This window comes from Flavobacterium sp. UBA6195, from assembly GCF_002422095.1.
Taxonomy (GTDB): Bacteria; Bacteroidota; Bacteroidia; order Flavobacteriales; family Flavobacteriaceae; genus Flavobacterium.
The window spans coordinates 1-11,709 of record NZ_DITB01000079.1; the positions used below are offsets into that span (position 1 = coordinate 1).

An 11,709-nucleotide genomic window follows, 5' to 3' on the forward strand; every position below is an offset into this window, starting at 1 on the left:
TTTTTTTATATTTACTAAATGAAAATAGCTTTCGTAAAAACGCCGATTGGTTTAGCAGAAATTCAAGGCGATGAGAATGGAGTTTCTAATATTCATCTCAAGAATGAAGAGATTAGAAGAGTATCTAAGGTTCCTCAAGAATTAGAAGAGGCTGTTAGTCAAATCCAAGAATATTTTGAAGGAAACAGAACTCAATTTACCTTTTTGTTAAATCCATCAGGCACAAAATTTCAAAAAAAAGTTTGGCAAGAATTACTCAAAATTCCTTTTGGTAAAACCTCTTCTTACATGGAATTGTCTAAAAGATTAGGAGATGTAAAAGCAATTCGAGCCGTAGCTTCTGCCAATGGAAAAAATCCACTTTGGATTGTGATTCCTTGTCATAGAGTTATTGGTACAGATGGCTCATTGACAGGTTATGCAGGTGGTTTGTGGCGCAAAAAATGGCTGCTTGAACATGAAAATCCTGTAAAACAAGAAACTTTGTTTTAGATTGTTGTAAAATCCAATCACTTTTTGCTACTTTTATAACGCAATCTTATAAAATTAGTTCATGAAATTTCTTATAAAATTCTTCAAATGGTTTGCTATTATTATAGTGAGCATCATCATTTTAATGTATGTTTTTAATGTGGATTATCTTTTACGAGCTGTAAGAACCATTTATTTCAAAGGTTACACAACTGCTTTTCTAGAAGACTATAAAGAATTTCCTAATAGAGAAATTAAGAAAGGAATCGCACAACCTTGGGCAATAGCCACCGATTACAATTCCATTCCTGCCACCGAAGTCTTATCTAAAAACCATAAAGAATTACAAACTGTTGCTTATTTAATCATTAAAAACGATAGTATTTGGCACGAAAGTTATTTCGATGGATTTGATAAAAATTCTAAAACCAATTCTTTTTCCATGGCAAAAAGTGTTGTTACTATGGCTATGGGAAAAGCTATTATGGAAGGAAAAATGAAAAGTTTAGATCAAAAAGTAACCGACTTTTTTCCTGAACTAAAAGGAAAATATGCCAAAGAAGTTACTATCGGCGATTTATCTTCTATGGCTTCTGGATTAAGTTGGGATGAGAAATATTACAGTCCGTTTTCTATTGTAACTCGTGCTTATTTTGATGACAATTTGAAAGGTATTATTTTAGGATTAGATATTAACGAAAAACCAGGTCAATCCTTCAAATATTTAAGTGGCGCTACACAATTATTGGCTATGTGTATTGAAAAAGCTACTGGCGAACATTTATCAGATTATGTGTCGAAACATTTTTGGCAACCTATGGGAGCTGAAAACGAAGCACTTTGGCAATTAGATGAAGCGCCTGACGGAATTGAAAAAGCCTATTGTTGCATCGCAAGTAATGCGAGAGATTTTGCCCGTTTTGGAAAACTGTATTTAGATAATGGGAAATGGAATGGGCAACAATTATTAGATAGCACTTTTGTGAAAAAATGCATCACACCACGATTTGAGAAAAGTCCACAATATGGTTATGGATGGTGGATGCACGAAATTAAAGGAAAGAAGCTTTTTTATATGCGAGGTCATTTAGGACAATTTGTAATCGTAATTCCTGAAGATGATTTAATCATTGTTAGATTAGGGCATTTGAAAGGACTCCAAACGAATACAGACCCACATAGTAACGATTTATATGTTTATGTAGAAGAAGCTTATAATATGTTAGCCAAAAAAGATATGAATAAATAAATTCACATTAACTAAACAACTACTACGCTCTATGATTGAAAAAATTAATTTAAACAACATCCTGTTTTTAGACATTGAAACGGTTCCAGAATACCACAATTATCGCGGTTTAGATAGTGAAACTCAACAACTTTGGGAACAAAAAACGCAATACCAAAGAAAAGATGAAGTATCAGCGGAAGATTTTTATGAACGCGCTGGAATTTGGGCCGAATTTGGAAAAATCATTACCATTTCAGTGGGTTACTTTGTTAATAAAGCCGATATTCGAAATTTTCGCGTAACCAGTTTTTGGGGTGATGAAAAGAAAATTTTAAACGAGTTTTCCAATTTATTGAATACCCATTTTAATGGTGCCCAACATCTTTTATGTGGTCATAATGCAAAAGAATTTGATATTCCTTTTATTGCTAGAAGAATGATTATTAATGGTATTCCACTTCCAAATAAATTAAATTTATTTGGTAAAAAACCTTGGGAAGTTCCTCATTTAGATACTCTAGAATTATGGAAATTTGGAGATTATAAACACTTTACCTCATTAAAACTTCTAACAAAAGTTTTGGGAATACCATCACCAAAAGATGATATTGATGGTAGCGAAGTGGCGCACGTTTTTTATGTTGAAAATGATATTGATAGAATCATAACATATTGTGAAAAAGACGTAATTGCTGTAGCACAAATTTTTTTAAGATTAAGAAGGGAAGAATTATTGGTTAAAGATGAAATTATTCATGTTTAATTCATTTCTTACTATTTTTCACTATCCCATTCCGAATAAAATTGGCTTAAAAAAGTAATCATGAAATCATGACGTTTTTGAGCCAATTTTTTTCCGGTTATGGTGTTCATTTTGTCTTTTAAAAGAAGAAGTTTTTCGTAAAAGTGATTCAAAGTTGGCGACTCACTATTCTTATACTCTTCTTTACTCATATTCAAATTAGGTTGAATATTTGGATTGTATAATGGTCGATTTTTAAAACCACCATAATTGAAAGCACGAGCAATTCCTATTGCACCAATCGCATCTAGTCGGTCGGCATCTTGTACGATTTCTAATTCTTTTGAAAGGTATTTCTTTTCAAAATTTCCGCCTTTAAAAGATATGTTTTCAATAATAGCAATCACATGCAAAATAATATCTTCCGAAACATTTTGTGATTCTAAAAACTCACGAGCTACTTTGGGACCAATAGTTTCGTCTCCATTATGAAATTTTGAATCTGCAATATCATGAAGCAAAGCAGCTAATTTAACAACAGTCAAATTACATTCTTCTTCTTCAGCAATTAATAAAGCATTTTTGTATACGCGTTCAATGTGAAACCAATCATGACCTCCCTCAGCCTGAGCCAATTGATTCTTTACAAAAAGTATAGTATTATTGATAATTTGCATGGTTCTAATTTACAAAAAAAAATTCCAAACCCATAATCGAATTTGGAATCTTAAATATATTTTTTTAATGTTATTTTACTAAGGCAGGTTGTACCCATTTAAAAAGTTGTCCTTCAGCAGGAACTACTAATCGTTCAGAAATTCTAGTCATTCTTTCAGGTAATTTCATTAAGTAATCACGAGCTTTTTCAGCTTCATCAGTAAGATTACAAATTTTATCAATCTCCCATTTTTCATTTAGTTTTTTTAGAATATCTACATAATCCATTGCCGTATAAACACCTAAACGTTGAGCCGATTCTGAGAATTTTTCAAATGCAGTTCCAATACTTTCTCCTGATTCTCTAATTAGATGAGCAGGCATAGTAATTTTTTTCTTCATCATGTATTGAAATGACAGCATCATTTCGCTTGGATCCACTTCAAAAATACGTTTTACAAATTCGCTATAGGCTAAGTGATGGCGCATTTCATCTCCTGCAATTAAGTTACACATTTTGTGTAGTTTTTTATCACCAAATTTCTTTGCCATTTGAGCCACACGATTGTGAGAAACATAAGTTGCTAATTCTTGAAAACTTGTAAAAACAAAGTTTTTGTATGGGTCTCTATCTGTTCCTGGGTCAAAACCATCGTTAATTAAATGATGTGTTGTGATTTCTACTTCACGCATATTTACTCTTCCTGAAAGATATAAGTATTTATTTAATACATCTCCATGACGATTTTCTTCACCTGTCCAATTGCGTAACCATTTTGCCCAGCCATTATCGCCTTTTTCTCCTTTTTGATTAACACCTTCTACATCCATTAACCAAGTTTCATAAGTGGGTAATGCTTCTTCTGTAATAGTATCTCCTACTAATACAACCCAAAAATCATAGGGTAAATCTTTTGCAATTTCTCTAAGTTCTCTAGCTTCTTCTAAAAAATTTTCTTTTGAAGAATCGGGTAATAAATCTGTTGGTTGCCAAATTTTTTCAACAGGAATTAAGAATTCTTCCATAAAGTAGTCAATTTTCTTTTCTAAAAATTGCATCACTTCTAAACGGACATTTTGTATCAACATTTTAATCTATTTTGATATGTTTTGTAATTGTTTTTTCGGTTTTTTCAAAAATTTCTTCAAACGGGTATTCTGAAATTTTTAATGGTTCATGAACAATGAATTCTAATCTAGAACCCAAACCAAGAGGGAAAGTTCCAAATTTTGTTATTTTCCACGAATTATTTATAGTTATAGGTAAGAAATAAGCATCCGGTGCAAACTTGTATAGCATTTTTAAACCATTTACTGCAAAAGGTTTAGGTGTTCCTGTTTTGCTACGCGTTCCTTCTGGAAATATGACAACGGAGTAATTATTATTATTAATTAATTCGGCTACTTTTTTAATTTCGGGCAGGGCTTGTTTTGGATCTTTTCTGTCAATTAGAGCAGAACCTCCATGTTTTAAATTGTAAGAAACACTTGGAATTCCTTTACCTAATTCGATTTTACTTATGAATTTAGGGTGTGCTTTTCGTAAAAACCAAATGATAGTAGTAATATCATGTAAGCTTTGATGATTAGCTACAATAATTAGAGGCTTATGCTCTGGAACATTTTCCATTCCTTTAATATGGTACGTAGTTCCTAATACATGCGCTGTTCTAACTAAGAACCAGTTCAAATAAGCCACACTTAATCTATGTGCATTATATCCAAAAAGATTAAAACATACCCATTGAATTGGATGAAAAATCAACAACCAAAGTATAAATAAAATATAATAAACAATTGAAAGTGGATATGATAGTATTTTTTCCATTTGAAAACCATTTGTGCAAAAATAAGTTATTAAATAAAAAAACCACCATATTCGGCGGTCTTTCTATATGCTAGCATAGTAAAATTGTTTTTTAGTCAATGATTGTACAAACTCCATTTACGCAATCAATAGTTCTTGGCGGACCTACTACCATACAATCTGATACGGCACCTATTTGCAAGTTGTATGCATTGTCCATTTCGTAATATTCATTTACTAAATTTTCAAGTGTAGCTTGATTAACCGTATTTGGGTAAACCAAAAATTCTCTCGGACCACCACATGGTTTAGCACCAAAGGCAATTGAATTACAACCTGAAGCTTCTGCACAAGAAAAACTATTGATATAATTAAGAATTTCTTGTTTTTTTTGAACCAGTTGTTGTGGTGTTATCGAAGTTACAGTTTCTTCTTCATTACACTGAAAACTTTGAAGAAGCATTGCTAAAAGCAAAAAACGAATAATAGTGCTCATAATCTTTTTCTGTCAAGATATAAAAATTACGAAAAGGTTGCGTTATTTAGCAAAATTCGTTGTAAGCGTCTTTTAAATTTTCAGCGATTAATTCTGCAGGGCGACCTTCAATGTGATGACGTTCTAACATGTGAACTAATTCACCATCTTTGAACAAAGCCATACATGGCGATGATGGAGGAAAAGGAAACATTTCTGCTCTTGCCGCATCAACAGCTTCTCTGTCTACACCTGCAAAAACGGTGATTAAATTTGCTGGTTTTTTACCACCTTCTAAACTCATTTTTGCTCCTGGGCGTGCATTTCTAGCAGCACAACCACAAACAGAATTAATTACTACTAAAGTTGTTCCTTCTGCTTTGATAGCATTTTTAACGTCATCAGCTGTATATAAATTTTTGAAACCTGCGTCTGTTAATTCAGCGCGCATTGGGTTTACCATTTCTTCTGGATACATAATGTATATTGTTATAAGTTAACGAGTGGCAAAGTTACAAAGTTTTTTGCTTGTTACAGAATGCCAATTCATAAAGATTTGTTATGATTTTATAGTTTGCTCTTATTTGAAGATTCTCCCAAACAATGCTTCCACAAAAATCATTTTAGGACATCTCCAAATGACTTGTAAATCTTCTGAAAACGAAGTCTCTTCATCTAAAAATTTGAAAATCACTCTCGAATCCCCTTCTTTAAACATGGATGAAAATATTTTAGAACCCAATTCGTTTTTAGAACCTAAAATATCTAACAATAACAAATCATAGAACCAAAATTTATCTTTTCTGTGAAATTTAGTAAAATCGGATTCGGATTTTAGAAATTGAACTAAAGCTTTTGATTTTTTAGAAGCATTTTTAAAAGTATATCCTGTGCTGGCTTTTGTCCAACCTCCAGCCGAACCAATATTGACAATATTTTTAGTATTGTGTTTCCAAAAAGGATAACATGTCATTGGAATATTGCCTTGTTCTTTTTCAATGATTTCGTATTCTGTTATTCCCAGATTTTCAATGTATTTATGTATTTCAGCTTCGTATTCCTCTTTAGAAAGTAAGTTTTTTGAGAACAAAGTATATTCTAACAACGCTTCAGTTGAAGAAGTTGGTAAAACATACATAAAACGCGTATTGCCTTTTTGTTTCACCGAAAAATCCATGAAAGTAGCACAATTGGGTGTAAAAACAGCTTCTTTACTTTTGATAAACCAACCAATAAAATGTTGATGAATTAATGGGAATTTTGTTTGCGCTGTAACAACTTCCGGATTGTAAATCGAATTAAAAATTTTGTTACAAGTGAAGGTTTCTTGTTCTGTTTTTACAACACAATGATTCCCTAATTCAGAAAAATCGACCACTTTTTGATTCAGAAAATGAATGTTTTTATTTTCTGAAATCTTTTTGAAAACCAATTCGTAAAAATCTAAACCGTTAATTTTTTTGTATTGATAAGGCGTCAATTCTAAAACGCGATTAAATTTCTCATTCGCAAAAATCGCTTGATTCCATTTTTTTGAAACGATTTCATCAAATAAATTATTTTCATCCCAAAAGCACCACGTTCTATCGTTTACTTTTTTGGTATTTTCATCAATTAATAAAATTGATTTATCATCAAACTTTTCAGATAAAAGCATTTCGTAAACGGTCATTAAAGCGGATAATCCTGAACCTGTGAAGATGTAATGATAATGTTGCATTTTTCAAAGATAAATAATTTGTTGTAATAGTTTCAAATCGTTTTTTAGTCTTGTCTAAAAAAATATTTTGGTATTTAAAAACTTTGTATATTTGTCAAAATAAAATGTTTATGACCATTTCGGAAGAAAACTATATTAAAGTTATTTATCATTTGTCGTTGGTGTCTCCAAAAGGCGTTAACACAAATGCTATTGCTGGTATGCTCGATACCAAAGCGTCATCGGTTACTGATATGATGAAGAAACTTTCGGATAAAGATTTGGTAAGTTATCAAAAATACCAAGGCGTTACTTTAACAGAAAAAGGTTTGCATTCAGCTAAAATGATTGTAAGAAAACACCGTTTGTGGGAAGTTTTTTTGGTAGATAAATTAGGTTTTTCTTGGGATGAAGTGCACGAAATTGCCGAAGAATTAGAACACATAAAATCGGAACAATTGATTAATAAATTGGATGCTTTTTTAGGATTTCCAGTAGCTGACCCACATGGCGACCCAATTCCAGATGCGAAAGGTGTGATTAAGAAAATCGAAAAACAATTGTTATCAGAAGTAGAAATTAATTCATCTTTTCATTGTGTTGGCGTGAAAGATTCTTCTACCGATTTTTTAAAATTTTTAGATAAGCAAAAAATAGCATTAGGTTCGGTTGTAAAAATAATCGACAAAGAAGATTTTGATGATACGTTAACCGTGGAAATCGATGGAAAACGCTTAACTATTTCAAATAAAATTGCTAATAATTTATATGTTCAATAAGTATGTTTGATTCAATTATCCATTTTTTTGAGAGTATTGACCCTATTTTGGCGGCATTTTTAGCCACTACTTTTACTTGGGGTTTAACGGCATTCGGTGCTTCATTTGTGTTCTTTTTTAAGAATATGAATCGTGTAGTGTTAGATGGAATGCTTGGTTTTACAGGAGGCGTTATGGTGGCAGCAAGTTTTTGGAGTTTATTAGCGCCTGCTATCGAAATGAGTCATGGAGAAGGTTTTGTAAAAGTATTTCCAGCAGCTTTTGGATTCGCTTTGGGAGCTTTATTTATTTTCGGATTGGATAAAGTGTTGCCACATATGCACATTAACTTCAAAGAAACAGAAGGAATTAAATCGCCATGGCAACGTACAACGCTATTGGTTTTAGCCATTACGTTGCATAATATTCCAGAAGGTTTAGCAGTTGGGGTTTTATTTGGTGGAGTGGCAGCAGGAATTCCAGAAGCATCGATTGCTGGAGCAGTTACTTTGGCTATTGGAATTGGAATTCAGAATTTCCCTGAAGGAATTGCGGTTTCTATGCCGTTACGAAGAATGGGAATGAGCAGAAGAAAAAGCTTTATGTACGGTCAATCGTCGGCTTTAGTAGAACCTATTTTTGGAGTTCTTGGTGCAGTTGCTGTGACTTTTTTTACCCCTATTTTACCTTATGCTTTGGCTTTTGCTGCGGGAGCTATGATTTTTGTGGTGGTGGAAGAAGTAATTCCAGAAACGCAACAGGATAAAAATACGGATATTGCCACTTTGGGATTTATAGGTGGTTTTATTGTAATGATGACTTTAGACGTGGCATTGGGTTAATGACAGGCACAATCGTCGCCACAAGGTTTTGATTTCTTGGTGCGTTTTTTCCAAAAGAATTTTTTTACTAAAAAGCCTACTGCAACCGCTAGTGAAGCATAGACTAAAATTTGTTGTATATCCATATTTTAAAAATATATTCCAGTTCCTAAAGTTACAAAATTATAATTTGGTGAAGCAATTTTTAAGTGCTCATATCCTAACGAGAAAAAATAATTCTTTTTATGATATTTTCCTCTGATTTCAAACGAATTTACAGGCAAACCATTTATGCTACTCCACATCATCGCACTATTAAAACTGATGTTTTTTATTGCAAAAATATCAGTATGCAAACCATAGGAGAAACCTGCTTTTTGTACATCATTACCAACGTAAGTAGCGCCAAGTGTCCAACCTAAATTGAATTTCTTAAATCGAATCCTATCATAAGCCACGTTAAATTGAAACAATGATAGGTTTGAAAAACGATTTGTAAATACATTTTTTTCCAACAGTTCTCGGTAATCAGCTTGTACATAAAAATATTGAAATGGTCTAAATTTTGCTTTTAGATGATTTCCAAATATATTGTTGTTGCTGTACAAAAAATGGTTTTCAACATCAAATCGCATTATATTTCCATATTGAATACTGTCGTTTTCTTTTTGAAAATTTCCTGATTCGCCATCGAAATAAGGATATTTAGAAAGTGAATTATACAAATGATTTTCGCTTCTATAATCGCCAATAGTGGAATAAAAACTCACATATAAAAATCCTTCTACAAGCAAACCTGCAAGTCCAAAATCATTTGAAGAAGAACTTCTGGAAGAACCAGAACTTGAGGAGCTGCTACTTGAACTTGAAGAACGAGAAGAATTTCCCGATTTTAATTCGCTTTTAGACTTGTCGATTTTCTGAGAGAATGAACTATTTAATGTTAAAATAGTAATCAGAACAAATAATGTTTTTTTCATCAATTTTGTTTTTTGAAGACAATCAAAAATTATGCCTTTTATTTCAAGAATTGATAAGCAATCAGAGAAGTTATGTAAGCAAATCCACTCATGAAAACCAACTGAATTATCGGCCATTTCCACGAATTGGTTTCTTTTTTCACAATCGCTAAAGTAGAAATACACTGCATCGCGAAAGCATAAAATAACAACAATGAAATTCCAGTAGCAAAATTGAATACTTTTTTCCCGGTTTCAGGATGAACTTCGGCTGCCATTCGGTTTTTAATGGTTGTTTCTTCTTCGCTATGACTCCCTACGCTGTAAATGGTGGCTAAAGTTCCCACGAAAACTTCACGAGCAGCAAACGAACTCACCACAGCAACTCCAATTTTCCAATCGTAACCTAACGGACGAATGGCTGGTTCGATAGCTTTTCCCATGTACCCAATGTATGAATTCTCTAATTTGAAAGAGTTTACTTGGTCTTCAAATTCTTCGGTTGAGATAGTTGTGTTTTGATTTTGTTGGGTAATAATTTTTTCAGCGTTATTAAAATCATCACTTAATCCATGTGAACCCAAATACCATAAAATTACGGATAAGGCCAAAATGATTTTTCCCGCACCAGTTACAAATGCTTTTGTTTTTTCTAACACATTGATTCCAACATTTTTAAACATCGGAATTTTATAACTTGGCATTTCCACAACAAAATAGGATTTGCAGCTTAGCTTTAAATATTTATTAAGTAAGAAAGCCGAAAAAACCGCCATTCCAAAACCTATCAAATACAACGCCATTAAGGTTAAACCTTGTAAACTTAAAAATCCGAAGATTCTTTTTTCAGGAATAATTAAGGAAATTAAAATCGCATAAACTGGTAATCTCGCCGAACAAGTGGTGAAAGGCGTGACTAAAATCGTAATTAATCGTTCTTTCCAATTTTCGATATTTCTTGCACTCATAATGGCTGGAATAGCACAAGCTGTTCCTGAGATTAAAGGCACAATACTTTTTCCAGACAACCCAAATTTTCGCATGATTTTATCCATCAAAAACACTACGCGACTCATGTAACCGCTTTCTTCTAATACGGAAATGAATAAGAATAAAAAGGCAATTTGTGGAATGAAAATTACAATTCCACCAATTCCTGGAATCAATCCTTCACTGATTAAATTGGTAAATTCTCCTGCTGGAAGATGATGCTTGGCAAGCGAACTTAAATTGGCAAACGTTTCATCAATAAAATCCATCGGAATGCTACTCCAATCAAATAAAAATTGGAAAATTAACATTAAAATTCCAAAGAAAATTACATAACCAAAAATTTTATGCGTTAGAACTCGGTCAATTTTTGCACGAATATCTGTTGCTTTCGAAACGTCTATTTTTTGACCTAATTTTAGCGTGTCATTTATAAACTGATAACGCTTTATAGTTTCCTTCTGTTGTAATTTTTTTAAATCGGAATGCGATTTGGTAAACGAACTTTTGATTTCGTTTCGGTCTAAATTTAAGAAATTCACATCTTGCGTAATTACCAACCAAAGTTTGTACAGCAATTGATTTGGAAACGCTCTTCTTAAATTATTGAAATAATCTGGATCAATAGAAGACGCATTCAAACAAGGTTCCGTGGAAAGAGTATTATAATTTAGAATTAAATCTTTCAAATAATCAATACCAATTTTTTTACGGGAACTAATTAAAGCAATCTTCGTTTTTAGTTCTTTTTCTAAAACAGGAATATCCAATTCAATTCCTTTCAATTTCATTCTATCCGCCATGTTAATTACTAAAATGGTCGGAATTTCTAAATCTTTAATTTGGGTAAAAAGGAGTAAATTTCGTTTTAAGTTTTCCACTTCGGTCACCACAACGGCAACATCTGGAAAATCTTCGTCGTTTTTGTTGAGTAATAATTCAATCACCACATTTTCATCAATCGAACTAGCATTTAAGCTGTAAGTACCGGGTAAATCGATGATTTTTGCCTTTATGGTTTCGTTTAATTTACAAACGCCTTGTTTTTTTTCAACGGTAATTCCTGGGTAATTTCCCACTTGTTGATTCAATCCTGTTA

Annotated in this window: 14 protein-coding genes; 5 read left to right on the forward strand and 9 right to left on the reverse strand. The window is 32.4% G+C overall.

Annotation, left to right across the window (positions count from 1 at the left end; all coding sequences use genetic code 11):
* Positions 1 to 18 precede the first annotated feature (18 nt).
* The 3 genes from B4I81_RS06975 (at position 19) to B4I81_RS06985 (ending at position 2,465) form a co-directional block, all read left to right on the forward strand.
* On the forward strand, positions 19 to 492 hold the full coding sequence (locus B4I81_RS06975) for a methylated-DNA--[protein]-cysteine S-methyltransferase (RefSeq protein ID WP_291109085.1): 474 nt from the start codon (positions 19 to 21) through the stop codon (positions 490 to 492).
* A 61-nt stretch (positions 493 to 553) separates the two neighbouring features.
* Positions 554 to 1,720, forward strand: coding sequence for a serine hydrolase domain-containing protein (locus tag B4I81_RS06980; protein WP_291109087.1), 1,167 nt, complete (start codon positions 554 to 556; stop codon positions 1,718 to 1,720).
* Positions 1,721 to 1,751: 31 nt separating this feature from the next.
* A complete protein-coding gene (locus B4I81_RS06985; protein WP_291109089.1) occupies positions 1,752 to 2,465 on the forward strand; it encodes a 3'-5' exonuclease in 714 nt (237 codons plus the stop codon).
* Positions 2,466 to 2,476: 11 nt separating this feature from the next.
* Here the strand turns inward: B4I81_RS06985 and B4I81_RS06990 are convergent, their stop codons facing one another.
* The 6 genes from B4I81_RS06990 to B4I81_RS07015 all read right to left on the reverse strand — a co-directional run bounded on the left by B4I81_RS06990 (position 2,477) and on the right by B4I81_RS07015 (position 7,103).
* Entirely contained in the window at positions 2,477 to 3,121 is a 645-nt protein-coding gene (locus tag B4I81_RS06990) for an HD domain-containing protein (RefSeq protein WP_291109091.1), read from the reverse strand.
* Positions 3,122 to 3,191: 70 nt separating this feature from the next.
* Entirely contained in the window at positions 3,192 to 4,190 is a 999-nt protein-coding gene (locus B4I81_RS06995; RefSeq protein WP_291109093.1) for an acyl-ACP desaturase, read from the reverse strand.
* A gap of 1 nt (position 4,191) precedes the next feature.
* Positions 4,192 to 4,929 (reverse strand): lysophospholipid acyltransferase family protein, encoded by a 738-nt coding sequence (locus B4I81_RS07000; RefSeq protein ID WP_291109095.1) that lies wholly within the window; start codon positions 4,927 to 4,929, stop codon positions 4,192 to 4,194.
* Between the two features lie 91 nt (positions 4,930 to 5,020).
* Positions 5,021 to 5,404 (reverse strand): hypothetical protein, encoded by a 384-nt coding sequence (locus B4I81_RS07005; RefSeq protein WP_291109097.1) that lies wholly within the window; start codon positions 5,402 to 5,404, stop codon positions 5,021 to 5,023.
* 46 nt (positions 5,405 to 5,450) lie between these two features.
* Positions 5,451 to 5,861, reverse strand: a complete 411-nt coding sequence (locus B4I81_RS07010; RefSeq protein WP_291109099.1) for a BrxA/BrxB family bacilliredoxin — start codon at positions 5,859 to 5,861, stop codon at positions 5,451 to 5,453.
* Positions 5,862 to 5,963: 102 nt separating this feature from the next.
* Positions 5,964 to 7,103, reverse strand: coding sequence for a lycopene cyclase family protein (locus B4I81_RS07015; RefSeq protein ID WP_291109101.1), 1,140 nt, complete (start codon positions 7,101 to 7,103; stop codon positions 5,964 to 5,966).
* A 110-nt stretch (positions 7,104 to 7,213) separates the two neighbouring features.
* Here B4I81_RS07015 and B4I81_RS07020 point away from each other — a divergent pair, with 110 nt between their 5' ends.
* Entirely contained in the window at positions 7,214 to 7,861 is a 648-nt protein-coding gene (locus tag B4I81_RS07020) for a metal-dependent transcriptional regulator (protein ID WP_291109103.1), read from the forward strand.
* 2 nt (positions 7,862 to 7,863) lie between these two features.
* Positions 7,864 to 8,682, forward strand: a complete 819-nt coding sequence (locus B4I81_RS07025) for a ZIP family metal transporter (protein ID WP_291109105.1) — start codon at positions 7,864 to 7,866, stop codon at positions 8,680 to 8,682.
* Here the strand turns inward: B4I81_RS07025 and B4I81_RS07030 are convergent.
* The 3 genes from B4I81_RS07030 to feoB all read right to left on the reverse strand — a co-directional run.
* A complete protein-coding gene (locus B4I81_RS07030; protein WP_150111888.1) occupies positions 8,679 to 8,807 on the reverse strand; it encodes a FeoB-associated Cys-rich membrane protein in 129 nt (42 codons plus the stop codon). The two genes, B4I81_RS07025 and B4I81_RS07030, sit on opposite strands and share 4 nt — an antisense overlap.
* A 3-nt stretch (positions 8,808 to 8,810) precedes the next feature.
* On the reverse strand, positions 8,811 to 9,641 hold the full coding sequence (locus B4I81_RS07035; protein ID WP_291109109.1) for a hypothetical protein: 831 nt from the start codon (positions 9,639 to 9,641) through the stop codon (positions 8,811 to 8,813).
* 38 nt (positions 9,642 to 9,679) lie between these two features.
* On the reverse strand, positions 9,680 to 11,709 hold a 2,030-nt coding region (gene feoB, locus B4I81_RS07040; RefSeq protein ID WP_291109111.1), incomplete at its 5' end, for a ferrous iron transport protein B.